Annotated in this window: 33 protein-coding genes; 18 read left to right on the top strand and 15 right to left on the bottom strand. The window is 32.2% G+C overall.

Features of this window, described 5'->3' with window-relative positions; all coding sequences use genetic code 11:
* Positions 1 to 17 precede the first annotated feature (17 nt).
* Positions 18 to 440, top strand: coding sequence for a universal stress protein (locus ACQY2P_RS07665; RefSeq protein ID WP_428326058.1), 423 nt, complete (start codon positions 18 to 20; stop codon positions 438 to 440).
* A gap of 103 nt (positions 441 to 543) precedes the next feature.
* Positions 544 to 1,698, top strand: coding sequence for a J domain-containing protein (locus ACQY2P_RS07660; protein ID WP_428326057.1), 1,155 nt, complete (start codon positions 544 to 546; stop codon positions 1,696 to 1,698).
* A 23-nt stretch (positions 1,699 to 1,721) separates the two neighbouring features.
* Here the strand turns inward: ACQY2P_RS07660 and ACQY2P_RS07655 are convergent, their stop codons facing one another.
* Complete coding sequence (locus tag ACQY2P_RS07655) at positions 1,722 to 3,497, bottom strand: HAMP domain-containing protein (RefSeq protein WP_428326056.1); 1,776 nt, start codon at positions 3,495 to 3,497, stop codon at positions 1,722 to 1,724.
* 141 nt (positions 3,498 to 3,638) lie between these two features.
* Here ACQY2P_RS07655 and ACQY2P_RS07650 point away from each other — a divergent pair, with 141 nt between their 5' ends.
* Complete coding sequence (locus ACQY2P_RS07650; protein WP_428326055.1) at positions 3,639 to 4,634, top strand: cupredoxin domain-containing protein; 996 nt, start codon at positions 3,639 to 3,641, stop codon at positions 4,632 to 4,634.
* Positions 4,635 to 4,666: 32 nt separating this feature from the next.
* On the opposite strand, the gene ACQY2P_RS07645 is transcribed toward ACQY2P_RS07650, so the two are convergent.
* Positions 4,667 to 4,966 (bottom strand): ATP-binding protein, encoded by a 300-nt coding sequence (locus tag ACQY2P_RS07645; protein ID WP_012216147.1) that lies wholly within the window; start codon positions 4,964 to 4,966, stop codon positions 4,667 to 4,669.
* 119 nt (positions 4,967 to 5,085) lie between these two features.
* Positions 5,086 to 5,682, bottom strand: coding sequence for a hypothetical protein (locus ACQY2P_RS07640; RefSeq protein WP_428326054.1), 597 nt, complete (start codon positions 5,680 to 5,682; stop codon positions 5,086 to 5,088).
* A gap of 26 nt (positions 5,683 to 5,708) precedes the next feature.
* On the opposite strand from ACQY2P_RS07640, the gene ACQY2P_RS07635 reads away from it, so the two are divergent.
* Entirely contained in the window at positions 5,709 to 6,854 is a 1,146-nt protein-coding gene (locus tag ACQY2P_RS07635) for an aminotransferase class V-fold PLP-dependent enzyme (RefSeq protein ID WP_428326053.1), read from the top strand.
* Here ACQY2P_RS07635 and ACQY2P_RS07630 read toward each other — a convergent pair.
* Positions 6,849 to 7,106: an Lrp/AsnC ligand binding domain-containing protein gene (locus ACQY2P_RS07630; RefSeq protein ID WP_428326052.1), complete on the bottom strand. Its 258-nt coding sequence runs from the start codon at positions 7,104 to 7,106 to the stop codon at positions 6,849 to 6,851. The two genes, ACQY2P_RS07635 and ACQY2P_RS07630, sit on opposite strands and share 6 nt — an antisense overlap.
* Before the next feature lie 75 nt (positions 7,107 to 7,181).
* Between ACQY2P_RS07630 and ACQY2P_RS07625 the strand changes: the two genes are divergently transcribed.
* Complete coding sequence (locus ACQY2P_RS07625) at positions 7,182 to 7,823, top strand: cyclase family protein (RefSeq protein WP_428326051.1); 642 nt, start codon at positions 7,182 to 7,184, stop codon at positions 7,821 to 7,823.
* Between the two features lie 42 nt (positions 7,824 to 7,865).
* Positions 7,866 to 8,360, top strand: a complete 495-nt coding sequence (locus ACQY2P_RS07620) for a dual specificity protein phosphatase 23 (RefSeq protein WP_428326050.1) — start codon at positions 7,866 to 7,868, stop codon at positions 8,358 to 8,360.
* Here ACQY2P_RS07620 and ACQY2P_RS07615 read toward each other — a convergent pair.
* From ACQY2P_RS07615 to ACQY2P_RS07605, 3 genes are read right to left on the bottom strand one after another with little or no spacing between them, the layout of a single operon-like run.
* Positions 8,357 to 8,503 carry a hypothetical protein gene (locus ACQY2P_RS07615; RefSeq protein ID WP_428325160.1) on the bottom strand — a complete coding sequence of 49 codons (147 nt, stop codon included), beginning with the start codon at positions 8,501 to 8,503 and terminating at the stop codon, positions 8,357 to 8,359. The two genes, ACQY2P_RS07620 and ACQY2P_RS07615, sit on opposite strands and share 4 nt — an antisense overlap.
* Before the next feature lie 10 nt (positions 8,504 to 8,513).
* Positions 8,514 to 8,666 (bottom strand): hypothetical protein, encoded by a 153-nt coding sequence (locus ACQY2P_RS07610; RefSeq protein WP_428326049.1) that lies wholly within the window; start codon positions 8,664 to 8,666, stop codon positions 8,514 to 8,516.
* Positions 8,667 to 8,696: 30 nt separating this feature from the next.
* Positions 8,697 to 9,233: a hypothetical protein gene (locus tag ACQY2P_RS07605; RefSeq protein WP_428326048.1), complete on the bottom strand. Its 537-nt coding sequence runs from the start codon at positions 9,231 to 9,233 to the stop codon at positions 8,697 to 8,699.
* Between the two features lie 51 nt (positions 9,234 to 9,284).
* Here ACQY2P_RS07605 and ACQY2P_RS07600 point away from each other — a divergent pair, with 51 nt between their 5' ends.
* From ACQY2P_RS07600 to cobJ, 6 genes are read left to right on the top strand one after another with little or no spacing between them, the layout of a single operon-like run.
* The gene (locus ACQY2P_RS07600) at positions 9,285 to 9,563 is read left to right on the top strand and encodes an RpoL/Rpb11 RNA polymerase subunit family protein (protein ID WP_012216139.1); all 279 of its coding nucleotides are present in this window, start codon (positions 9,285 to 9,287) and stop codon (positions 9,561 to 9,563) included.
* Positions 9,564 to 9,565: 2 nt separating this feature from the next.
* Complete coding sequence (locus ACQY2P_RS07595; RefSeq protein ID WP_428326047.1) at positions 9,566 to 9,883, top strand: transcription factor S; 318 nt, start codon at positions 9,566 to 9,568, stop codon at positions 9,881 to 9,883.
* A gap of 34 nt (positions 9,884 to 9,917) precedes the next feature.
* Entirely contained in the window at positions 9,918 to 10,664 is a 747-nt protein-coding gene (gene pcn / locus ACQY2P_RS07590; RefSeq protein WP_048083698.1) for a proliferating cell nuclear antigen (pcna), read from the top strand.
* Positions 10,665 to 10,699: 35 nt separating this feature from the next.
* A complete protein-coding gene (locus ACQY2P_RS07585; RefSeq protein WP_428326046.1) occupies positions 10,700 to 12,103 on the top strand; it encodes an aspartate kinase in 1,404 nt (467 codons plus the stop codon).
* Positions 12,104 to 12,141: 38 nt separating this feature from the next.
* Complete coding sequence (locus tag ACQY2P_RS07580) at positions 12,142 to 13,605, top strand: DUF7482 domain-containing protein (protein ID WP_428326045.1); 1,464 nt, start codon at positions 12,142 to 12,144, stop codon at positions 13,603 to 13,605.
* A 44-nt stretch (positions 13,606 to 13,649) separates the two neighbouring features.
* Positions 13,650 to 14,447, top strand: a complete 798-nt coding sequence (cobJ, locus tag ACQY2P_RS07575; protein WP_428326044.1) for a precorrin-3B C(17)-methyltransferase — start codon at positions 13,650 to 13,652, stop codon at positions 14,445 to 14,447.
* Here cobJ and ACQY2P_RS07570 read toward each other — a convergent pair.
* Positions 14,441 to 15,487 (bottom strand): tyrosine--tRNA ligase, encoded by a 1,047-nt coding sequence (locus ACQY2P_RS07570; RefSeq protein ID WP_428326043.1) that lies wholly within the window; start codon positions 15,485 to 15,487, stop codon positions 14,441 to 14,443. The genes cobJ and ACQY2P_RS07570 overlap by 7 nt on opposite strands.
* A gap of 94 nt (positions 15,488 to 15,581) precedes the next feature.
* Between ACQY2P_RS07570 and ACQY2P_RS07565 the strand changes: the two genes are divergently transcribed.
* A complete protein-coding gene (locus ACQY2P_RS07565; RefSeq protein WP_428326042.1) occupies positions 15,582 to 15,794 on the top strand; it encodes a hypothetical protein in 213 nt (70 codons plus the stop codon).
* A 1-nt stretch (position 15,795) separates the two neighbouring features.
* Here the strand turns inward: ACQY2P_RS07565 and ACQY2P_RS07560 are convergent, their stop codons facing one another.
* Together ACQY2P_RS07560 and ACQY2P_RS07555 are read right to left on the bottom strand one after the other, a co-directional pair.
* Positions 15,796 to 15,984, bottom strand: coding sequence for a C2H2-type zinc finger protein (locus ACQY2P_RS07560; protein ID WP_141977148.1), 189 nt, complete (start codon positions 15,982 to 15,984; stop codon positions 15,796 to 15,798).
* A gap of 54 nt (positions 15,985 to 16,038) precedes the next feature.
* A complete protein-coding gene (locus ACQY2P_RS07555; RefSeq protein ID WP_428326041.1) occupies positions 16,039 to 16,611 on the bottom strand; it encodes a hypothetical protein in 573 nt (190 codons plus the stop codon).
* Between the two features lie 35 nt (positions 16,612 to 16,646).
* Here ACQY2P_RS07555 and ACQY2P_RS07550 point away from each other — a divergent pair, with 35 nt between their 5' ends.
* Together ACQY2P_RS07550 and ACQY2P_RS07545 are read left to right on the top strand one after the other, a co-directional pair.
* Positions 16,647 to 17,780, top strand: coding sequence for a DegT/DnrJ/EryC1/StrS family aminotransferase (locus ACQY2P_RS07550; protein ID WP_428326040.1), 1,134 nt, complete (start codon positions 16,647 to 16,649; stop codon positions 17,778 to 17,780).
* Complete coding sequence (locus ACQY2P_RS07545) at positions 17,773 to 18,249, top strand: tetrahydromethanopterin S-methyltransferase subunit A (RefSeq protein ID WP_428326039.1); 477 nt, start codon at positions 17,773 to 17,775, stop codon at positions 18,247 to 18,249. The genes ACQY2P_RS07550 and ACQY2P_RS07545 overlap by 8 nt, the downstream gene beginning before the upstream one ends.
* Here the strand turns inward: ACQY2P_RS07545 and ACQY2P_RS07540 are convergent.
* From ACQY2P_RS07540 to ACQY2P_RS07530, 3 genes are read right to left on the bottom strand one after another with little or no spacing between them, the layout of a single operon-like run.
* A complete protein-coding gene (locus ACQY2P_RS07540; protein WP_428326038.1) occupies positions 18,246 to 18,593 on the bottom strand; it encodes a dUTPase in 348 nt (115 codons plus the stop codon). The genes ACQY2P_RS07545 and ACQY2P_RS07540 overlap by 4 nt on opposite strands.
* Positions 18,594 to 18,632: 39 nt before the next feature.
* Positions 18,633 to 19,526, bottom strand: a complete 894-nt coding sequence (locus tag ACQY2P_RS07535) for a PfkB family carbohydrate kinase (RefSeq protein ID WP_428326037.1) — start codon at positions 19,524 to 19,526, stop codon at positions 18,633 to 18,635.
* 11 nt (positions 19,527 to 19,537) lie between these two features.
* Positions 19,538 to 19,987 (bottom strand): hypothetical protein, encoded by a 450-nt coding sequence (locus tag ACQY2P_RS07530; protein WP_428326036.1) that lies wholly within the window; start codon positions 19,985 to 19,987, stop codon positions 19,538 to 19,540.
* Between the two features lie 131 nt (positions 19,988 to 20,118).
* Between ACQY2P_RS07530 and ACQY2P_RS07525 the strand changes: the two genes are divergently transcribed.
* Together ACQY2P_RS07525 and ACQY2P_RS07520 are read left to right on the top strand one after the other, a co-directional pair.
* Positions 20,119 to 20,598, top strand: a complete 480-nt coding sequence (locus ACQY2P_RS07525) for a hypothetical protein (protein WP_428326035.1) — start codon at positions 20,119 to 20,121, stop codon at positions 20,596 to 20,598.
* Positions 20,599 to 20,827: 229 nt separating this feature from the next.
* Positions 20,828 to 20,983 carry a hypothetical protein gene (locus ACQY2P_RS07520; protein WP_185736579.1) on the top strand — a complete coding sequence of 52 codons (156 nt, stop codon included), beginning with the start codon at positions 20,828 to 20,830 and terminating at the stop codon, positions 20,981 to 20,983.
* Here ACQY2P_RS07520 and ACQY2P_RS07515 read toward each other — a convergent pair.
* Together ACQY2P_RS07515 and ACQY2P_RS07510 are read right to left on the bottom strand one after the other, a co-directional pair.
* Positions 20,970 to 21,866 (bottom strand): hypothetical protein, encoded by an 897-nt coding sequence (locus ACQY2P_RS07515; protein ID WP_428326034.1) that lies wholly within the window; start codon positions 21,864 to 21,866, stop codon positions 20,970 to 20,972. The two genes, ACQY2P_RS07520 and ACQY2P_RS07515, sit on opposite strands and share 14 nt — an antisense overlap.
* A complete protein-coding gene (locus ACQY2P_RS07510) occupies positions 21,867 to 22,343 on the bottom strand; it encodes a peptidylprolyl isomerase (RefSeq protein WP_428326033.1) in 477 nt (158 codons plus the stop codon).
* A gap of 236 nt (positions 22,344 to 22,579) precedes the next feature.
* Here ACQY2P_RS07510 and ACQY2P_RS07505 point away from each other — a divergent pair, with 236 nt between their 5' ends.
* Positions 22,580 to 22,810: a hypothetical protein gene (locus ACQY2P_RS07505; RefSeq protein WP_048088380.1), complete on the top strand. Its 231-nt coding sequence runs from the start codon at positions 22,580 to 22,582 to the stop codon at positions 22,808 to 22,810.
* Positions 22,811 to 22,886: the final 76 nt, after the last annotated feature.

Below are 22,886 nucleotides of genomic sequence, written 5' to 3'. Positions count from 1 at the left end.
TGATAAAAAACCATCCCATGGCAAAATTCTCAAAAATTCTTGTTCCACTTGATGGTTCTACCAATGCTACACGTGGTTTAGATAGAGCAATTGAAATTGCAAAAGGTAGTGGTGCTGAAATCACTGGCTTTTACGTATTTCATTTACCTATCGCAGCAGGAATAAAATACACACAAAAAATGAAAGATGAGGCTCAAAAAAAGGCTGTAAAAGCTATTGGTCCTGCAATGAAGAAAGCACAAAATGCCGGTGCCAAATTCAAATATCACACCGGCGGTGGTCATACTGGCTCTGAGATTGTCAAATATGCTAAAAAAGGAAAATTTGACATGATTGTGATTGGTGCAAGAGGTATGGGTGGAGCAAAAGAAGCATTTCTTGGAAGCACATCTAATTATGTTATGCACAAAACCAACATTCCAGTACTTGTTGTAAAATAGACATCTTTTACAATTTTTATTTTTATTTTGATTCTCTAATATTCTATAAATGTAATAAACTACAAGTATAGTAAATTCTGCAAAATATACGGGGATCTGAAATATGGTTGAAAGTAATTATGATATTTTAGGAATTGTTGAGGGAACTACTGAAAAAGAAATTCGTGACGCATTTAGAAGGTTAGCTCTTCAGTATCACTCTGATCGTGGTGGAGAAAATGAACAATTCATAAAAATCAAACAAGCATATGAAGATCTAAAAATTGGTAAAAAATATCCTGAAACAGATATTGAAAAACTAAAAAACTCCAGAGTTTATTCTGATGAATCTGAATCTGATGTAAGAAGAAAAAATCAGATTCTAGGTCAACAATTATTTAAAGAAATGAAAACAGCTGAAGAATGGGCAGCTGCACACAATAGAGCAAATTCAACTGGATCAAGATTATTTGGTTCAAAAACTCTAGGTGAAATGGAATTTGAAAGAAAAGCTAATGGTGCTTTGTCCATTAAAGGAAACTTTATGGCAGGAAATTTAACTTATGATGGACCAATTACAATGCAGGGAAGTATTACTAGTCCATCATGGACTCAAGAATTTCAAACAAATATTCATCTGACAAAAGGAGATTTCAAATTTCTTGATCCTGTAGAAAACAAGTATAAAATAGAAAATGGAGCCAAAATTACTGTAGATAATGGCAACATTGTAGTGGGAAATATTTTTGGAAGAAAATTTAGAGTTGAAGATCCTAATGGTAAAGTTGGTGTCTATAAAATCCTAGAACATAGAACTCAAGTTTCTGCTCCAAATGGAAAAATTGTTGCTGAAAATGCAGTTAACACTGTTTCATTAAATGCTGATACAATAATTGTTCTAAATGTAGAAGATGATGTAGTAATTTCTGCACGTGAGATCTTGTTTTATGGAAGTAAATTTACCTATGATTCTGTAATCAAATTAAAAGAAGGTGGATTAATCCGATTCTTTGAAAATTTTTCAATTCAAGGATTAAGTGGTGATGCAAAAATTGAGCTAGAAAATGGCAAGAAAATTAGATTATTTGATCTCAAAACAAAGAAAATCAAAGATTTAGCTGATGAATTTGTTCCCAACAAAGAAAATTATCCAAGTGATGCAACAATGGTAGGTCATGGATTTACAATCACCTATGAAATGTTAAACAATCTCTCAAAAAAACCCACAAAAAAGCAAAAATCAGGTTGGGCATCCAGATTTGGCTTTTCTAAGAACTAATTAGATCAAAATATCATATAGCCTTATTCGGATTTTGCTCCAAAACTATCCAGTCCTTTTCTTCTAACTTCAAAAATGTTGTAACCATATTTTTGTTTTAATTCAATTATACATAATTCTGAAAATTCGTATTCTGAAAAATCTCGGAAAATATTATGTATATTTTCACCAACTACCAAACTATTTTTTGGACAAAGTGAGTTTATTTTAAAACATCTATTTACAGTAGGACCAAATACATCACTAATTTTAGAAGTGACGCTTTCAGCTACTTTTACCGGACCGTATGTTAAACTGATTTTGTAATCTAATTTAGGCATATTTTCTTTTTCGAGTTGGTCTTGTAGTTTTTCATGTGATTCAACCATACACAAACAACATTCCAAAATATTTTTCAATTCTTTATCATTACTAGTATCAACATTTGCAAATCTAAACATCAATGCATCTCCAATATTTTTTATGACTTCTCCTTTGTGATTGATAACAATCTTTGCCATAAAATTCAAAAATATTTCATATAGTTTAGAAACATCTTGATCAGATAATTTTGATGATATTCTAGTGGAATCAGCCATATCAATTACGCCTACACAATCATTTTCTTCATGCTGTGAGAATTTTAACAGCATATCTCCTTCAAGTTGTTTGATAACTTCTTCTTTTTCTTTAATCTCAATTAATGATTCTTGTAATTTTTGTGCCATTGAATCAAATGCGTTAGATAATTCTCCTATCTCATCTCTTGTTTTGATGTTTGTTCTAACATCAAAATCTCCACCTGCAATTTGATTTGCAGCATTTTTCAATTTGATTAATGGTTTTGATAGAGATTTTGACATAACAAAAGCAACAATTCCCATTACAATGATTATAACTATACCCGTTAGCAAAATTCTCTCTTGTAGAATACCTATTGGCTTTTCTACTTCGCCTTCATCAATTTCTGCAAGTAAAACAATTCCTAAATCTTGTGCACAATATGAAGAGCCATAAATGGGAACTCCTCTGTAATCAGGATAAAATCCGATATTCTCTTCTCCTTGATTGAAACATTTTTGCACACCTACAGTGTCTACTTTTTGTTGAAATACAGCATTTTCAAAAAATCTTGATTCAGATAACATTACAAAGTCATCATTAACAATGTATACTTCGCCTGTTTCGCCTAATCCACTTCTATTAAGCAAAATATTATCAATTGCAGCAGTTCTCATTCTAGATATTATCACACCAATTGGTTCATCACCAATTTTACTATCTGATGCATAAACAGGAGATACAACAATCATTTTTTTACCAGATTCCGTAGGTTCAAAATCAATAAAGGACTCCTTTAATCCTCTCTGGAAATACTCATTCTGAGAATAATCTTCATTAGAGATTCCTGCAAGTGAAAAGAATATGCTTCCGTCATTACCAATTATTTTAACATCTTCAAACCCAATTGAGAACCCAATGAGTTCTTGAAATGCTTGTACTTGGATGAGAAAATCTCTACGCTTTTCTTCTTTGACAGGTTTTAGTTCTTCTTTTGAAACTTTATTCATTTCTGTAGTTAAGAATTGAATCATAGGATCATTTGCTAAAATCTGATTTTGTTCAATTCTTGATTCAAAGAGTAATCTCAAAGTTTCTCCACGTACTGTGGATTCTCCAAATAATTGATCTCCTGTTCTCTGCTTTAAAATCTGGTCAGCATAATTGAAACTAAGGTATCCTATAATTGATAGTGCAACTACTGATACTATCATTACTAATAAAATGAGTTTTCTATCAAGATTAAATGAGACTGACAATTTCGTTCTTTGTTATTTCTATGTAAATATCAAGGCTTCTAGTATTTCCAAGTATATTATATCTACAGTAATTCTTCAATTTGATAATTACTTTTGAAAATAACTTCGTAAATTTATTAAAAAATTTAATGTATTCAATTCATGAAGAATTTCTACTTATTTTCATTATTTCTTATTCTAGGCTCAGTTCCAGTTGCTTTTGCTGAAGAATACATAGTTGATATTCCATTTGGTGCATATAATCCTGAACTAAATACTCCTGCAGAAGTTTGGTATGATCCTCCTTTGATTAATGTGATTGTTGGAGATACTATAACTTGGTATAATGATGACAGAGAAGCTCATACTGTAACTAGTGGTGATGGTCCAGGACGTTTTGGTTGGATGGATAATAGAGATTTTGGAACACATGATGGAATTTTCGATAGTGGTAGATTTATGCCTGGAGAATCTTGGTCATATCAATTTGAAGAATCTGGCAGATTTTCATATTTCTGTACAATTCATCCGTGGATGGATGGTATGGTAATTGTTGAAGAAGCAATACCAGATTATCCACATGATGCAACAGGAAAAGAAATTCAATTTCCTATTTTACAATATACCCCAGATAGAACTATTGAAGTTGATTTAGCATGGGATCCCCCTGTTATCAAAACTCATGAAAAAATTCAATTTGTATATCAATTCTATGATCCACAAACAAATTCTAATCTGGCAGAGATGAAGTATAACTTTGTAATTTTCCAAAATGGACAAGAAATTTTTCGAGATGAAGGGCTAAGTCAGATTGGTGGCGATTACAGAAATTTTGTCTTTTCTAATTCTGGTTCCATTATTATTAGAATTGAAGGAATTCAAGCTCCATCATTATTAGCTGAAGAAAGTGTTACTGTATTTGGAGATGTACAAAACAAAGAACAAAGATCCGTAGATTTCACTACTGCAGTTTATGCCAATCCTGAAAAAACATCACATGAATCATATCATATTAAACCTGCACAAAGATTAACTACCTATTACGAGTTAATGATTTTCATTATTCTTGTTCCAGCTGTGATGTTTATTGTTGCATTACTTTGGTTAAAGAAGAAACCCGATATGCCAAAAACAAAGCCTGGGGCTGTTAAAATTTAAAATAAGAAAAAGAAATTAAAAGTTGAACTAATCTAATCGATTAATTCGGTCCAACCTTTTACGAAGACTGAATCTTTGTGGAGTGGAACTGGTTGTCCAACAGTAAAGTCCATTGGTCTCATCCAAAAGATTGCTTTTGTTGGGCATACACCGATGCATGCACCATCAGAAATACATCTTTCTGGGTAAAAGACAAATGCTTTACCTCTCTTCCAGCCTTCAACTGGTTTTACTCTAAGGACATCTGGACCAAGTGTTGTACAGATTTCTACACATAGTGCGCATCCGATACACATTTGTTCGCTTATGTCTGGAATAATTCCTACTGGCATAACAAAATAAAATCTTGATTTGGCATTAATATAATTTGCCTAAAAATGTCGTGTTATAACGGCGTTTGAAATTTTATAACGGCGTTTGAATTTCTGATCGCATTTCAAGTTAGATCTGATTAGATCTTGAAAATCTTTGAATCTTCATCTATGGAACGAATAATCAAATTATTCTCTATTCTTTTTAGAAAATAAACTCCTGTTTTTGCAGATTTTATGATTTGTTTGCCTCCTGGCGTAAGAATCCAACCTTCGTTTTCTTTTTTTCTAGCCATCGCCGTTATGATAAGAGAAGAACCCACATCTTTTCCCAAGGATGCAAGTAACATGATGCATGAGTTGATGAATATGGCAGACTCTAAATCTTCAAACGTATTGTATACTCCATTAAACGAATCAATAATTACAAGAAATTTTTCTTTGGATACTCTTGTGATAATTTCTGTGAACTCTTTTTCCCAATTTTCTTTTGTAGGATGAAATACAGTCAGATGATCTTTCTTTTGAATCATACCTGATTCAATGTATCCTGTATATAACAAATCCATATCTACAAAAATTACTGGGGTTTCAACAGAATTAATTAATTTATTGAGAAACTCTGCTTTGTGAAACGGTTCTGAACAAAGTACTATGTTGGGTAGTTTTTCTTTAAACTCATTTTGAATATGAATTAGATTATTATCTAAAATCTGGTCAGGACTTTTATCCAACACCCATTTAGCATTTTACAGATATAATAATGAATTTAGTATCAAAAGATATTTCAGACGATTTTCCAAGCTCAGATAAAATCTATCTAAACAATGCATCAGTATCTCTGATGCCTAATCAAAGCATTGAAGCAATGAAGGATTTTCTAATATCTTACAACTCTATTGGGCCTGATTCAAAAGAGTCAGAGCCATTTGTAACTGAAAAATTAAGAGATGTAAGAAAAACTATAGCAAAAATTATCTCATGTCAACCTGATGAAGTTGTTCTTACTCAAAGTACAACTGATGGAATCAATATTGTAGCAAATGGTCTTACGTTTGATGAAAAATCAAACATAATCATTCGTGGAATGACTCATGAGCATCATTCCAATTTTTATCCATGGTTAAAACTAAAAGAAAAAATTTCGATGAAAAATCTTTCAATTGACAAAGATGGATTTTTCGAACTTGAAGATTTAGAGTCATTGATTAATGATAATACAAAATTAGTTGCCCTAAGTCATGCTCTTTACAATACTGGCTCTATTTTGCCCTTGGAGGAAATTTCAAAAATTCTCAATGACGTGCCTTTTTTTGTTGATAGTGCACAAACTGTAGGATGCATTGATGTCGATGTTTCAAAAATTAATTGTAATTTTATGTCATTTAATGGTTCAAAATGGCTTTGTGGTCCAATGGGAACTGGTTTGTTTTATTGTAATAGAAAATCAAGTGAATTATTAGAACCAAGAACCATTGGAGGAGAGTCTGCAATTATTTTTGACGATACAAATTTGGCATTCAAAGAACTTCCTGATAAATTTCAAACTGGATTTCGAAACTATGTTGGAATTGTTGGACTAGAGTCTTCTGCAAATTATTTGCTTAACTTTGGTCTCAAAAATATTCGTGAAAAAAATCAATACTTGTCAAATCTTTTAAGAGAAGAATTATCTAAAATACCGAAAATTATTTTGTATGGTCCTGAAGATCCTAATTTCCGAACTAGTATTGTATCTTTTAACATAGATGGAATGGATTCACAAGAAGTTGTTGATAGACTTGAAAAACAAAACATTATCTTGGCTTTAAGAGAAATTATGGAAACAAAGATTGTACGAGCTTCACCTCATTTTTTTAATACAGAATCAGAAATAATGTCAGTAATTGATGCAATAAAAAGACTATAGATTTTCTTGTTCTTCGATAACCATCATGGTTAATGTAGACTGTACTTTGGTAATCTTTCTAATTTTGTTGGTAATAATTGAACGTAGTTTTTCACCATCATCTGAAGACAATTTTAAGACAATATCGTATACTCCGTAAACTCCTTGAACTTCATAGGTTACATTCTCATCTGTAAGGATTTGCTTTACTTCGTTGATGATTGATTCATCTGATCCTAAATCCGAATTTAGTAGAACATATGCAGTAGGCACACGAAATTTTTACTCAAAGAGTATTTAACTTTTCATAATTCAAAAATTGATTAATCAGCATTTTGTCTTATTGATGTGAAACCTATAGATCTAACACTTACAATATCAAAATCTATTCCAAGTTTTCCTGGTTCTCCAAAGCCACAATTCATTTCTTGGTCAAATCTCAAAGATGATGGGTATAATCTTGAGCTTTTGTTCCTTAGTTCTCACACTGGAACTCATCTTGATGCTCCTTTTCATTTTGTTAAGAATGGCATCAAAATTGACCAAATTCCACTATACAGATTAATTGGCAAAGCTATCCTAATTAAAACAAAAAAATCAAAAAACTCTCCAATCACAAAGTCAGATATTATTCAATTTGAGAAAAAAAATGGAACTATTCCTAACAATTCATCAGTTTTCTTTTTTACAGATTGGCAAAAAAATCTCAAAAAAGATAATTATTTTACAGAAAATCCTGGGTTGGCGTTATCTGCTGCCACATATCTTGCACAAAAAAAGATGAATCTTGTTGGAATAGATTCACCAAGTATAGATCTTGGAAAAGATGAATCATTTAGTGTACATCATGTTTTGTCAAAAAACAATATTTTGATAGTAGAAAACTTGGCAAATTTGAATAAAATTAATTCAAAGGAATTTAATTTTACAATTCTTCCACTAAAACTAAAAGATGCAACAGGTTCACCTGTAAGAGCAGTAGCACTCTAACATTTCGTAATGCTAAAAATATAGTAGATGTTGATATCTTATATGAGCAAGCCTGGTAATATATGGAGAAAAGTTCATGGAAAGATTACAAAAAAACCAACAAACTTTTCTTGGTTGATTGAAGAAAAATTAGCAGGCTCTGGCATGCCTACAAGTTTTGATGAATTTGATTGGATTGTAAATCAAGGCGTAAAATCAATTGTAACTATGACTGAAAATGCTTTACCTGAAAACTGGACACAAAATATTGATTATCTTCATGTTCCAACTCCTGATCTAACTGCACCTGATATGGAAAAAATTGATTCCGCAGTTGATTTCATACATGAACAAATTACAAATGATCAAGCAGTAATGGTTCATTGTGCAGCTGGAATGGGAAGAGCTGGAACAATACTTGCATGTTACTTTGTAAAATATCAAAAATTTTCAGCAGTAAAAGCTATTGAAATGATCCGTGAAGAAAGACCCGGTTCCATTCAATCTGAAGTACAGGAACTAGCAATTGGTTTTTATGAAAAACATATAAAAAATTAAATAGATTCTGAAACTAGTTTACCATCAACTATTTTGATCTTCATAGTTTTACTATCTGAAAAAGTTACTGTTAATTCATCATTTGAATCAGAGTCTTCAATTTTTAGAATTTCTTTCATTTTGAATTCTTCAACATCTATCATTCATTTTCACCTATTCTGGAATTGACACCGTCTCAATTTTACCATCAACCACTTTAACGAACAAAAATCTATTATCTTTCATAATGAAAGTTATACCACCTTCTTTATCAGGATCTTCTATTTCAAGAAGTGGTTGTCCTAACAAACCATCATATTTTGCCATACTAATTCCCCAAAAAAGTTCCTTATATCCCTAATTGATTTTGATCTCAATTTCTCCAGAATTGTTCTTGACGCTTCCTGGTTCTGTAAACTCGTGTTTTTGCCATGATGCAAATGCTTCCGCACTAATTTTGTGTGTGCCTTTTCCTAAATCCTCTGCTTTGAAAACAAATTTCTCATTAAAATCAAATAATTCCTCTCTAACTTCTTCTTCTGTAAGTCTGATAAATGGCTCAAAATTTTTGGCTACTTGTACCCAAACCCTTCTGTCTTTCATAGGGTTGACAAGTTTAGGATTTCTTGTCCAAAATATGGATGCCTTTCTGTAGGTATCGATTGTTCTACCCAATTCTTTTTTCCTAAAGCCACCTGACGTCAGTTTTACACCACATTTCATTTTGAATGAGACATCATTATTGTCGTATGCCTTTGTCCAGTTTGCCTCGTTGAATGCGTCTCTTAGGCCACCTTCAACTGAAAACTGTACATTTATCTCAATATTTTCATCTGAAGCGTATTCATCCTTGGATTTTACCAATTCTATGTCTGAAATCCTACTTTCGCCCATTTCTACTGCTCATAATGATTTATATCCGCAATAAGTGCTTTTTCTGAATACATGAACGCACAAGTGATAAGTTCAGAAGCCAAAGAAATCAACCTCTCAATCACTGAAACCGATATTGGGATTTTGTACCTAATTCAACATGAGCTTCTAAAGGAATCAAATATTGATTTTGCAGGTGTTATTGTAAAACATCCACTAACTAACGAGTGTTGGATGAGAATTAATTCTAGTTCAAAACCACTGGGTGAAATAAAGAAAGCTACCGATTCAGCAATCAAAATGGCAGATGAGTTCAAACAATTATTTAATTCAAAACTTAAGGTAAATTAGAATTGAAGTTTTGCCCCAAGTGTGAGGTTAAATTAAAAAAAGGTACTTCTGGCCTACAATGCTCAAAATGTGGTTATACTGAAGGACAAGAAGAAAAACAGACCAAAAAAATTATTGAAAATGAAGAACAAGAAGAATCTATTTTAGCTTTTGAAGGAGATGAAGGAGAGGAATCTCATCCAACTATCAAAATAGAATGTGAAAAATGCGGACATGATGAAGCAATTTGGTGGATGCTTCAAACAAGAAGTGCAGATGAACCAACCACACAATTCTATCGCTGTACAAAATGTAAGAATACTTGGCGTAATTACGCATAACGTTTAACTGGAACATAAAGTCAACAAAGTTGATTTGACTTTTGGAGCAAAAACAAGTGGTTCCGATGATCTAAAGGCAATCATATCTGCAATTTCAACACTTGTTGAAGAGGCAACATTTGTTGCAACCGCAGAAGGAATTTCTTTTAGAGGTATGGACCCATCTCACGTTGCTCTTATCGATATTTCTTGGCCTAATTCTGCGTTTGAAAAATACGAATGTGATAGTGATATAAAATTTGGAGTAAGAATAGATGAATTCTCAAAACTCATTAAAAGAGCAGACAAAAAAGACAGTATAGAGATTAGCATCTCTGAACAAAACATGTTGTTAGTTACAGTTGGTAAAAATAAAAAATACAAAATGCGTTTGATTGAAAGTTCTGCAACAGATACACCATTACCAAAGATACCATATGATTCTAAAATCATATTATCTTCATCAAAATTTGATAAAATTTTGGGTGATGTTCAAGTTGTATCAGACTATTTGACAATACATACATCTGATTCTAAAGGTGATTTTTCAGGAAAAGGAGATTCTGGAGAAGTTGTAATTGATTTAGACAAAGATGATGAAGATATTGAAGAGATTTCTTCTAAAGAAGACAGTGTTGGAACCTATAGTTTAGAATATCTAAATCCTGTAGTAAAAGCAGTAGGAACTACTGCGGGCTTTATTACATGTGAATTTTCAAGCGCAAAACCACTCAGAATTGAATTCAAAGTAGCCAATATTGGTCGAATTCACTTTTACTTAGCTCCACGCGTGGAAAGTTAAAGCATTTAAAGATTAACTAATTCAGGTATTTTGAATTGAGACTTGTAATAAAATATGGTGGAACGTCGATTTCCTCTTCAAAAGACATTCGAGCAGTAGCTAACCATCTAAATTCATTATCAAAGAAAAATCAAATCGTAGTTGTATGCTCTGCAACTAGTGGAACAACAGACGATCTAATAGAAATATCTGAATCAATTAAAAAAGAAAATAAATCAAAAGCTGAACAACTTGCATCAAAAATAACCAATAGACATAAACAATTAGTAAAACAGACAATCAAAAAATCTGATTTACGTAAAAAATTATTAAAAGATTTTGATGATGATTTTGCAGAACTTGTTGCATTAATTGATGGAATGGTGCTGTTAGGAGAGGTTACTCCAAGAACAATGGATTATCTTTTTTCGTTTGGTGAGAGATTATCAATAAAACTAGTTTCAATGGCAATTAGCGATTCAGGTAAGAAATCAGTACCTCTAACTGGAAAAGAAGTTGGAATAGTTACTGACTCTAATTTTGGTGAATCTAAACCACTAATTGATACAACTAGATTAAGAGTATCAAAAAATGTTGAAAATCTTTTCTCAAAGAAAATAATACCTGTTGTAGGAGGTTTTGTTGGTGCAGATCAACACGGTCATGTCACTACTTTTGGAAGAGGTGGATCAGATTATTCAGCAACAATTGTCGGAACTTGCATAAAAGCAGATGAAATATGGTTGATGAGTGATGTAGATGGTCTGATGACTGCAGATCCAAAAATTGTCAAGAATGCAAAGTTGCTCAAACAAGTATCATACATTGAGGCAATTGAAATGGCGTTATTTGGTGCAAAACAGATACACCCACGCACATTTGAGCCTCTATTATCAAAAAAAATCCCAATGAAGATAAGAAGTTCTTTTAATGTAAAAAATGAAGGAACTCTAGTTACAGCTTCTCCTTCGTCATCTGTAAAAAATACCGTAAAATGTGTTAGTAATGTTAGAAACAATGGACTGATCGATATTCAAGGTGGAAGCATGGTTGGAACTCCTGGTACTGCTGCAAAAATATTTGCAACATTAGCTAAAGCCGGAATCAACGTAATGATGATATCTCAAAATCCATCTGAATCTAGTATAACAATAGTGGTGAAGAATGCTGATCTTGATAAAGCTGTAAGTTCACTTGAAATGGAACTATTAGGAAAAATTATCAAAAAACTAGAAGTTACAACAAATGTAGCAATTATTGCACTTATTGGTTCAGGAATGCGTGGAACTGTAGGTGTTGCATCCAAAGTTTTTGGTGCTGCTGAGAAAAACAAAGTAAATGTTTCAATGATCACTCAAGGCTCATCTGAACTAAATCTGGCATTTGTAGTTAAAAATTCTGATACAAATGCAGCTGTTCGTGCATTACATAATGCATTTGCATTAGACAAAATCAATTAAGACAAAATCATTTAAGGGAATAATCTTAATGAAACTTGTTGAGAAAATTACTTGCCATATTGATAATTGGAATTTTTGCAACAAGCATCATTACAATTTCTTCATTATCAGATCAGTTTGCTGATGCAGGATCTAGAAAAAAAATTCATTTTACACAAACTTTCTCATCATCTCAAGATCCTGGTCAAGGGCATGAAAATCATCAATTATCTCTAATTTTGTCGCCTAATGAAGGTACAATCTATGATGGCTCTATGACATTTACCTCTAGTGAGCCTGTTCAGATTGTTGTTTTACATGAAATTAATTCAAATGATGCAAAAGGCCAACCCACTTGGAGTATTGATGGAGATACTGTTTATGGATTATCTCTAATAAATTTACAAGAAAAATCTGGTTCTTTTGAATTTACGGGAGCTGCACTTGGATTACACTCTCCAAATTCAAAACCATTTACATCAACTGTAAGTGTTGATGGGTGGATTAGAGGACAACCAACTGAAGTTGTTATGCAAAAAATTGAACTAGAAAAAGAAGAACCATCATCATTACTTTCAAGAGCAAATGTTCCTGCTACAATTCCGATGCATAAAGGAATCTATGATGGAGAAGAAGTTCTGTACATTATTACTGATGGCAGTGATGAAGAGTATGCAAAAATTCTATCAGAAAAACAAGAATGGAATGTAGAGCTTGCACCTGTTCTAGCTGATGTTCCAGAAAATACACTTCAAAAAATATTTGTTTTTAAAAATGGAGTTAAAGGGGATGGACTTTATGGATTCCAAGACGAAGTATTTTCTAGTACTCCACAACAAGAATCAGTATACAGTGCATTATCTTCTGTAGTTGAAGTAACCTGGAAAACAGGTCAAAAAGAGACTGTCTTTGAATCTGCCAATGATGTAATTGCAGCTAAAGAAAGTGGAAGAATTGAATTTAATGAAACAGGCATTGTACTCAATACTCCTCATATTGCTTGGCCTGGTGGTATGATGGAAATACGTTCAGATAAAGAAATTACTGATACCATGTCTTATGGAGGAGGCCAAATTACTGAATTAAATGAAGAGGAGATGACTGTAACATTTGTTGCTCATAGAGGATGGGGACCTGATGGAAGAACAATTTACTATATTGTAACTGATGCGACTCCATCTGGACCCGCCGAGATGATGGGAGTGTCTTCATCACCAACTTCTGCAAATCTAATTGCACATTCAGGAGCAGTTGATCTTTTCCAATTTAAAAATGGAATTAAAGGTACAGGTCCATTAGGATTTCAACCTGGAATTGCAGCAGCAGCATTAGGTGATGAAAATTACAGTCCAATGTGGAGAATTTATCTAATTGAATGGAATGATTCAGAAAATGCAAAAATTCTTGAAACAAAATCTGACATTGATTCATTCAGAGCAGATGATCTGATTACTGTTAGTATAGCACGACCAACTAATAGTGATCATATAGTAAATTGTCCATTTGTAGATCCCTTTCAATAATTCGCTAAAGGGATAAATTACTTCAAAGACAATTTGTTGTAAAATTGACTGGAAAATTGAATATTGTTGGTGTTGGTCCTGGAAATAATGATCATATGACTTTTAGAGCAAAAAAGGTAATTGGTGAAAGTGATACTATTGTTGGTTATGAAACATATGTAAATTTAGTTTCAGATCTTATCGAAGGAAAAACAGTTCATCGTTATGCAATGACTCAAGAAGTTGAGAGAGCTCACCAATGCATTGATCTTGCAAAATCAGGAAAAATTGTATCTCTTGTATCTAGTGGTGATCCTGGAATTTATGGAATGGCTGGATTGATTTATGAAACTTTAGCTGAAAGCGGTTGGGATCCAAAAGATGGACTTCAGGTTGAAGTTGTTCCAGGCGTATCTGCCCTCAATTCTTGTGCCTCTATTGTTGGCTCACCACTAATGACAGATTTTGCAGTTGTAAGTATGAGTGATTTGTTAGTTCCATGGGAAGTTATTGAAAACAGAGTAGAATCTGCAGCAAAAGGTGATTTTGTTCTTGTAATTTACAACCCTGCTAGTAAGAAAAGAATTCATCAGTTACAAGATGCTAGAAAAATCCTGTTAAAATATAGAAAACCAACAACACCTGTTGCAATTATCGTGAGTGCATATAGAGAATCTGAAACAATAGTTATGACTGATTTAGAAAACTTACCCAATCATTCAGACAAATTAGGAATGACTAGTACTGTAATAGTAGGGAACTCATCTACTTATTCTTACAAAGATTTGATGATAAATCCAAGAGGATACAAATCAAAATACAATTTAGAAGAACAAACTAATCCAGATCTTAAAGTTCAGTAACTTTTCTTAATTGCATCATGTAATTCTTCAGTAAGATCAAGCTTGTTTCTGATTGGAGATATTATTTTTACCAAATAATTTCCAACTGTTTGTTTCAAATCTCCTGGATGCAGTTTCTTTTCAGCAAAATCTGCTTCGAGTTGATTATAATTTTGATATGATACATTTCCACCGAATTTTTCAGGTCTTTCTACATTCATCTCATCAAATTCATGGAAAATCACCGTCTTTGCAATCTCTAAAAGTGGGTTGTTCTCTATGTTGGCCTCTTCGCACCAGGCTTTGTTCATCTTTTTCTTGATTTCATCATCTGTATTGTGAATAAAAACACCTGAATTTGGATCAGATTTGCTCATTTTTCCTAGAACTTGTGACTCGCTAGTATCTGCAGGCTTGGAAAGTCCTGGTAATAATTTGTGATGAACAGCTACTGGTACTCTCCATTTCATTTTAGGAAATATTTCTCTGACTAACATGTGGATTTTTCTTTGATCCATTCCTGCATGTGCTATATCTACATCTAAGGAATGAATGTCAACTGCTTGCATTGCTGGATAAAGTAGTTTGGCAACATCTATCTTCTCTTCGTTTTCTGAACGACCCATAATTGTTAGAGTTCTCATTGTTCTAGCTAATGACATGTGTTTTGTAAATTTTACAAGTTCTGACCAATATTCTGTTTTTTCTTCGTAAAGTTTTGAACCTAAAATAATTTCCGCATCAGGACAAACTAACTTGAAAGCATCTTGATAATATTTTGAAACTTTGGAAATTATTTCCCAATCCCCTCCTAATTTATCATTGATTAATGTGTGCCAATCTGCAAGAAATATTGTACACTTTACACCAGCTTTAGCAAAATCATTAATCTTGAATCCTGTACTGATTAAACTACCAAGATGTAAAAAACCAGAAATCTCTAAACCAATGTAATGCTTTGGAGATGAATTTGTTTTGAATAACTCAGTTAATTCATCACGTGTAACAACTTCTTCAGTTGGAGATCTTTCAATTAAATCAATTTTTTCAGTTATGTCCAAATCAAATCAACTTTCGAGTGGTAAACGTATAAAGTTATTCAAAGAATTTTTGAAAAATTAGAACCTTTGAATAGAAGATACGCCAATTACTATTATGACTCTTGAAGAAGGATTGGAATTAATTGAAAATTACAAAAAAGGTCTTGAAAAATTTTTAGAGACATTACCAGAACAATCCGTACAATTAGGTATAGAAATGGTCAAAACTCTTACTATGAATTCAAAAAATGAAATAAAAAATTTAGAATCCATAGAAAAAGCCCTTAAACGACCTCCAAAGTATGAATCTGGACTTTCTGAAAATTAATCTATTTACAATTTTTCTTGTGTTTTCTTAAATCTTCTTGAGTGTTAAATTCTGTTCCACACACTCTGCATTTTTCTTTTTTCTTGTTATGCGCTATTTCTTGATGTTTTTTTAATCTCTCTGAATCTGAAAGCACTGTTCCACATTTTTTACATTTTAACTCATTTTTATTTCCACCAAATAGCCCCATAGTATTATACAAACACACTAGAAAAAAAGTCTTAAGAGAAAATTTTTATAAAATTTAGACTTCTGATTCATCTAATGGTTTTCTAGGTTTTGTACTTAGATAGAATGCATGAGTACTGATGATAAATGCTGCTAGAAACATTTTGATTGCAAAAATTGTATTCCAAGGCCGATCCGGATCTGGGTACGCAATTGATAATTTATCAATATCTGGAAGTATTCCGTCAATAATTCCTGCAGAAATTTGAGCTGTTAATACTGAAAAGTTGTACATTACTTCAAACAAAGTGATAATTGAAAATCCTAACAACATTAACTGTAATAATGCCATACGTGTTCCAACAATTTTATCTCCTGCAGTTCTTCTCCAACCTATTCTAGATACACAATACCATCCAATTATTGTAGAAAAAAATATCCATGTTGACACTCTTGCAAAATTTTCAAATGGAATAGTTGTATTGTGTATGGCTTCACCCATTACGTATGTGCCATTTTCCATCCATTCAATCATTGTAACATATACTCCAAAGATTAGTGATGATGCCATGATGAATCCACAAACATAGAAAATATACAGAAAAACTTTGTACCCTTTGTCTGTTTTTTCTAGATGACGTGACTTCATTATGCCGATTGCCAAATTTTGAAATATAAAAATTCATGTGTAGTGATTGTCTTTATACAGTAGTACTAAGGACAAAATTTGTGAAAATTCCAATTAACATGCCTATTCTTGGCAAAGAAGAACTTTCAGCAGTAGTCTCAGTTGTAAAATCAGGTGGCCTCACTTCGGCCTCAAAGGATGGTGGAAAGAATGTACAGGAATTTGAAAAACTTGTCAGAACTTTTACTAAAGCAAAATATGCAGTTTCAGTAAATTCTGGTACTGCAGCATTACAAGCAGCACTGTACTCACTTGATATCAAAAAGGGAGATGAGGTTATTGTACCTTCATTTACGTTTGTTGCTAGTGCAAATGCTATTGCATCTACTGGTGCAAAACCTGTTTTTGTAGACATCTTAAAAGAAAATTTTACAATTGATTCAGGATCAATTGTAAAAAAAATTACCAGAAAAACTAAGGCAATAATGCCTGTACATTTGTATGGTCATATATCATCACTTGACAAAATTAAAGAAATTGCAAAAAAGTATAATCTTTCAGTAGTAGAAGATGCAGCACAATCTCTTGGTTCAACTTTTAAAGGAAAGCAAACTGGAACATTTTTTGAACTTGGATGTTATAGTTTCTATCCAGGAAAAGTAATAACTTCTGGTGAAGGCGGTATTGTAGTTACTAATAGTAAAAAACTCTATGAAAAATTACAGATGATTCGAAACCATGGAATGGTTAAAGGATATGATTCTAAAATATTTGGATTAAATCTAAGACTACCTGAAATTAATGCTGCAATAGCAAAAATACAAATTAAAAAATTACCAAAATTTATTCAATCAAGAAAACGAAATGCAAAATTATTATCAGACTTACTATCTGATACAAAAATAAAAATTCCTTTTGAAAGAAAAAATGAAAAATTCAATTGGTCATTATACACTATTACAATAAAGAATAGAGATTCAATTTTAAACAAATTAAATTCAAAAGGAATTGGAGCTGCAGTCTATTATCCTATCCCAGTTCATAAAATTCCTATTTACAAAACAAAATCAAAATTACCAAATGCTGATTGGGCATCAAAACATGTCTTGTCTTTACCTGTTCATCCAAATGTATCTGTCAAAAACATTGAATATATCGCAAAAACTGTGCGTGATTTAGTAAATGAATAGTCTTGGGAACATAATTGGAGAAATATGCAAAGTAGTTCTGCCTATAAAACAGGAATTTTACCCTGGCAATCCTAACTCACAAGTTGCAATATGTACACTTGCAAGCATACCATTACTTGATGATTTGAAAGATTCTGGAATATTGTCTAATGTGGCAATCATTGGTAGACTATTCTCAGAAAATAAGGGAATTGATAATATGATACAGTATGTTTATGAAAACAGGAACATAAAAGAAATGATTCTTTGTGGAAAAGAAGTTTGGGGTCATAAATCTGGTCATTCATTATTAAAATTACACAAAAATGGAATTGATGAAAATCATAGAATAATTAATTCCATCAGTCCAGAACCTTATCTTACAGTTTCTAAAGATATGGTAGAGTACTTTCAAAAAAATATTACAATAGTTGATTTAATTGATGAAACTAATATTGAAAAAATATTTAAAAAAATTAAAATTTCTTAATAGCCGTTTCTTTGTCTTTCTCTATTGATCTCGTTTTTCTTTTTGTATTCAGCTACAATGTCATCTGGTGTAAGATCTAATTCAAGTGATGCCTGAACTACAAAATGCCAAATATCGATTAATTCTTCTCTTGCCTCAGCTTCATTGAACTTTGTTGGTGTTTTCCACCATTTCCAGTTGGTAGTCCTTTGTAATTCAACTGCTTCATGCATTATTGCAGTACATAATGCAGATACTCTACCTTCAGAATTTTTTGGATATCTATCAAGCTTCATCATTTCTGATAATCCTTTTTGAAGTTGGAAAATAGTATCTAATCTGTCTTCAGTTACTTCTTGTGACAATGACAAATTAATTTGAGAAATTATTGAACTTAAGTCTTTTTAGAATCTGATCATTTTTTCATATATCTTGACTCTTTTTGTAATGTCTCCATTTTTGATCTTCAACAAACCATCTAATCCGTATCTTTCAACAGCAAATGAACCTAAAACATTACCATAGACAACTGCTCTTTTAATCTCAGAAAGACTGGTTGATTTTTTGCTTGCTAGGTAACCTATCATGGCCCCTGCAAAAGAATCACCTGCACCTGTTGGATCTACCACATCTTCCAATGAAAAACCGGCTGTTGGAAATATTACATCATCATAAAACATGAGTGAGCCATGCTCGCCTTTTTTAATAATTACATATTTTGCACCCCATTGCATCATTTTTTTTGCACATTTTATCAAATTGAATTCTTTTGTGAGAAGTTTAGCTTCTTCATCATTGATTACAACTGCGTCTACAGATTTTATCATCTTTATTACAGCATCTCTTTTGGTAGAAATCCAAAAATCAATTGTATCACACATAGAAAATTTTACTTTATCAAATTCTTTGATCAATGCGGTGTTTTGTTCAGGATCATTATTTGCAAGATAAACAAATTGAGATTTTCTATATGCTTCAGGAACTGTGGGTTTAAAGTCTGCTAGAACATTTAGCTCCGTCTTGAGCGTTGATCTAGTGCTTAATGTATTATCATATTTTCCATCATAACGAAATGTTTTCCCCTTTTCAATGGATAATCCTTCCAAATCAAGATATTTTGATAGAGTTTTGTGATGTTGTTTTGGAAAATCTTTTCCTACGACTGCAATTAATCCAGTATCAACAAAATTGCTTGCAGAAATTGCAGCAAAGGTTGCAGCACCACCTAAAACATTCTTCAGTGTTTTTCTTGGAGTTCTAATTGTATCCAGTGCTGTTGAACCAAAAACAGTAAGCATTTGTGAAGAAATTAATTTTGATGTATAAATTCTCTTGCTTGCTCTTCTGTTGGATAATATACAAATGGAATTTCAATTGATGTAAAGAATGCATCATATTTTGTTACACCTGTAATTTTTACTGATTGAGCTTTATCATTATCTGAATCTGTATGAAAAGTTCCTTTCACGTAACTACTATCCAGAGGTTGTATTGTGAATGGCTCTAATTGACCTTTACCTACCATTTTTTCATCTGCAATTACAAAAAACTCTGTCGTGCCTGAAGTTAGCATTAGTAATGATGGGTTTTCAAACTGTAGTTCTATGTTATATTCTGCCCCTTTCTCATTCTCACTCAATAACTCACTCTGAGTTATGCTCACTCCTATTTGTGATGCTGAGGCGTATTGTGAATATCCAAAAATACTCATTCCTAGTATAAAGAGAACAACCAATCCGCCTTTCTTTGATGAATTCATGATTAATTTTGAGAAAATTACATTTTAACACAAAGGGGAAAAAATTCCAATAAATTGTGTAAAAGATTTGATCTACTCTTAAAGCTCCTTAGAGCTAACAAAATAAATCAAAATTACATGATTGTTTGTTGATGGCTAGAATAAAACTCAAGTTAGGCGAGAATGAAATTGAGGTTGATTCTAGAGATTTCTATGTTGATAATCAAACATTAGGGGAAATTATTGAAAGTATGTCAAATCATTTACCTGAAAATCATGCAAAAGTTGTTTATGAAACTGAACCTGTTGCAATATCTGCTGAATCTCCTACCCAGTCTGGATTGGAATCACTTGAGGATGCAGAATTGTTTGAACCAGAATTTAATCAACCCACATACATTGCTCCAAATGAAATAAAATCAAAATTACGTATTTTGGAAACTAGCCGTTTCTTTGATTCACCAAAAACAGTTACAGAAACTGTTGAACAATTACGTGAATATGGTTGGGCAGCAAGTCCTTTAGATGTATCAAAAGCATTAGCAAAAATGGCATCAAACAGAGAAATTTCGAAAAACTCTAGTGAGAATAGAACTCATTACTTTGTTGAAGAATCCCTAGTTGTTAACTAGGAAAATTACATTTTTTACAATTAGAAAAAATTTCTCCATCTAAATGATCAAAATGTGTGTTGCAATCATTGCATGTGTGATGCATATCAAAATATCCATCTTTTTCTATCTCTCCAATTCTATTGGATTCTAAATTGGTGCTCTTGCATTTAATGCAATGACATCCACATTTAACTTTCATTATTTTTCACCGATAATGTATGTATAGTTGCAGCACCTATACAAATTATTGGAAAAGAAACGAGAAATTCCAATTGAGATTGATGATCATTTCAGATTATTTGGTAAAGAACCTTGGGAAGTAGATTATGGTGAAAAATGCCCTGTCTGTGATGTTAGAATTGATGAATATGGATTTTGTTCGTGTGGCTCTAGCGGAGATTAAACTTCTTCATAAAAGGTAAAGCAAGAATTACAAAAAAACCTACGATAAGTGGTGCCATTATTGAAAATTCAGGCACTACAGTTGTTCCAATAATACTAACTTGTCCTGATGTTTCTGGGTTGATGATAAGCCACACATGTGTTCCATTATTGATGTGTTGACGAGATGGAATTTCTTCATCATCAAGAAACACTGTATATGGTTCCCACAGTAATTCTAAAGGAATTATAGTTGTAACAAATCTATTTTCTCCAATAATCTCAAATGTAATGCTCTTTGATGGTTGATCAAAAATAAATTTATCAACACCTTTTTGATTTCGTATTTCAACCATGAATTCTTTTTCTTCCCATTTTACCTCTTCAAAATTTCTTGATTCATTAATTGGATATTCCAAAAGCATTTGGCATCCATGACATGCAATTCCTCTATTATCGTCTAGAAACACTGGTCGTCCATTCACAAAAAATAGATCAACTTCTTCAGGCAAAATAAAAGTTGTTGATTCAAGATATAAAAAATCCCATGACCATATACTGTCTCTTTCTAAAATAACATTATCAAGCTTATATTGTAAAACAGAGTCTTCGCTAGATGGCATTATCAATATTGCAGTATTGTCTCCTATCACTGAAAATTCTTTTTCATTACTTTGTTCATCTGTAACTAAAATATTTGAAACTGTTCCAGGGATCAAATCAACTTGTTTGGGCATATTTGTACCATCAATAATATGCATCACGTCAACATTTCCCTTTGAATCTATTCTAACTTCAACTAATTTTTGGTTGGCTTTGTCTCCAAATGTAACTTGTGCATAAGCTGTAGGGATAACCGATACAAGAGAAATTAATAATAAAATTACAAAAATTTTTGAATTCATTTATTCCACAGTTACACGAGTCATCTGTACCTTTCCTAAAGGACAATCATTGCCATCTCTTTCAAGATTTACAATTTTATCTGCTACGTCCATGCCTTCAGTAACCTCCCCAAATACCGTATATTGTCTATCAAGAAATGTGCTGTCAGTTGTAACTATGAAGAATTGTGAGCCTGCACTATCTGGGTCTTGTGCTCTAGCCATTGAAACTATTCCTCGTAAGTGAGATCTAGAACTAAATTCTGCTTTTACATTATATCCTGGACCGCCCATTCCCCATGAACTTTTGTTATCTGTTTTGGTATTGGGATCCCCACCTTGAATCATAAACCCTGGAATTACTCTGTGGAAAAGAGTCCCGTCATAAAATCCATCTTTAGCTAGTTTTTCAAAGTTTCTAACTGTTTCAGGAGCCAAATCAGGTAGAAGTTTAAATGAAATCTTTCCAAAATTTGTTTCAATATTTGCTGTAGTCATTAGAAATACTCTATACTATTATCATAAGAGTCTTTTGTGAAAATACATTTGATAATTCTTATAGATTGCATATCTATTTTGAAAAATCTATAACTCTCAGTACGTTTTTCGTTGACACATAAAATTTTTGGAGACTTAGAATTTTTCTATAGCGAAAATATGAATTTCTTATAAATTAAAATTTTGTAACTTCAAAAGTTATAGTCTTATATAGAACAGTTAGAATTTAGAATTCGTTGAATCGCACAAACCAGAGTACGATCATTAAAGAAGCAATTAATTCTTATCTTGACAAAGGGGTAACTGACAAACAAGACATCTATACCAAAGTGGTTGATGAGCTTGGTGTTCCAAGACCAACTGTCAGAAGAGTTGCAAGGGATCTAAGAACTGAATTATTACAAAAAATCCAAATCCTACAATCTGATATGCCTAAAGCAACTGTTGCTTCTGAAGAAGACGAATAAATTCGGCTCTTTTTTCTTTTTAATTATTATTATTCTTTGAATTTTACCATTACTATTATAAACAATGAATTTTTCA

Source organism: Candidatus Nitrosopumilus sp., from assembly GCF_965262695.1.
Classification (GTDB): domain Archaea; phylum Thermoproteota; class Nitrososphaeria; order Nitrososphaerales; family Nitrosopumilaceae; genus Nitrosopumilus.
The sequence above is the reverse complement of the archived record's forward strand: the minus strand, read 5'-3'. Positions and strand labels throughout refer to the sequence as shown.

What these genes read in the sequence shown, in the direction of transcription:
- ACQY2P_RS07665 (WP_428326058.1), top strand. Translation starts at nt 18, where the DNA reads ATGGCAAAATTCTCAAAAATTCTTGTTCCACTTGATGGTTCTACCAAT.
- ACQY2P_RS07660 (WP_428326057.1), top strand. Translation starts at nt 544, where the DNA reads ATGGTTGAAAGTAATTATGATATTTTAGGAATTGTTGAGGGAACTACT.
- ACQY2P_RS07650 (WP_428326055.1), top strand. Translation starts at nt 3,639, where the DNA reads ATGAAGAATTTCTACTTATTTTCATTATTTCTTATTCTAGGCTCAGTT.
- ACQY2P_RS07645 (WP_012216147.1), bottom strand. Translation starts at nt 4,966, where the DNA reads ATGCCAGTAGGAATTATTCCAGACATAAGCGAACAAATGTGTATCGGA.
- ACQY2P_RS07635 (WP_428326053.1), top strand. Translation starts at nt 5,709, where the DNA reads ATGAATTTAGTATCAAAAGATATTTCAGACGATTTTCCAAGCTCAGAT.
- ACQY2P_RS07620 (WP_428326050.1), top strand. Translation starts at nt 7,866, where the DNA reads ATGAGCAAGCCTGGTAATATATGGAGAAAAGTTCATGGAAAGATTACA.
- ACQY2P_RS07615 (WP_428325160.1), bottom strand. Translation starts at nt 8,503, where the DNA reads ATGATAGATGTTGAAGAATTCAAAATGAAAGAAATTCTAAAAATTGAA.
- ACQY2P_RS07610 (WP_428326049.1), bottom strand. Translation starts at nt 8,666, where the DNA reads ATGGCAAAATATGATGGTTTGTTAGGACAACCACTTCTTGAAATAGAA.
- ACQY2P_RS07605 (WP_428326048.1), bottom strand. Translation starts at nt 9,233, where the DNA reads ATGGGCGAAAGTAGGATTTCAGACATAGAATTGGTAAAATCCAAGGAT.
- ACQY2P_RS07600 (WP_012216139.1), top strand. Translation starts at nt 9,285, where the DNA reads ATGAACGCACAAGTGATAAGTTCAGAAGCCAAAGAAATCAACCTCTCA.
- ACQY2P_RS07565 (WP_428326042.1), top strand. Translation starts at nt 15,582, where the DNA reads ATGACTCTTGAAGAAGGATTGGAATTAATTGAAAATTACAAAAAAGGT.
- ACQY2P_RS07560 (WP_141977148.1), bottom strand. Translation starts at nt 15,984, where the DNA reads ATGGGGCTATTTGGTGGAAATAAAAATGAGTTAAAATGTAAAAAATGT.
- ACQY2P_RS07555 (WP_428326041.1), bottom strand. Translation starts at nt 16,611, where the DNA reads ATGAAGTCACGTCATCTAGAAAAAACAGACAAAGGGTACAAAGTTTTT.
- ACQY2P_RS07550 (WP_428326040.1), top strand. Translation starts at nt 16,647, where the DNA reads ATGTGTAGTGATTGTCTTTATACAGTAGTACTAAGGACAAAATTTGTG.
- ACQY2P_RS07545 (WP_428326039.1), top strand. Translation starts at nt 17,773, where the DNA reads ATGAATAGTCTTGGGAACATAATTGGAGAAATATGCAAAGTAGTTCTG.
- ACQY2P_RS07535 (WP_428326037.1), bottom strand. Translation starts at nt 19,526, where the DNA reads ATGCTTACTGTTTTTGGTTCAACAGCACTGGATACAATTAGAACTCCA.
- ACQY2P_RS07530 (WP_428326036.1), bottom strand. Translation starts at nt 19,987, where the DNA reads ATGAATTCATCAAAGAAAGGCGGATTGGTTGTTCTCTTTATACTAGGA.
- ACQY2P_RS07525 (WP_428326035.1), top strand. Translation starts at nt 20,119, where the DNA reads ATGGCTAGAATAAAACTCAAGTTAGGCGAGAATGAAATTGAGGTTGAT.
- ACQY2P_RS07515 (WP_428326034.1), bottom strand. Translation starts at nt 21,866, where the DNA reads ATGAATTCAAAAATTTTTGTAATTTTATTATTAATTTCTCTTGTATCG.
- ACQY2P_RS07510 (WP_428326033.1), bottom strand. Translation starts at nt 22,343, where the DNA reads ATGACTACAGCAAATATTGAAACAAATTTTGGAAAGATTTCATTTAAA.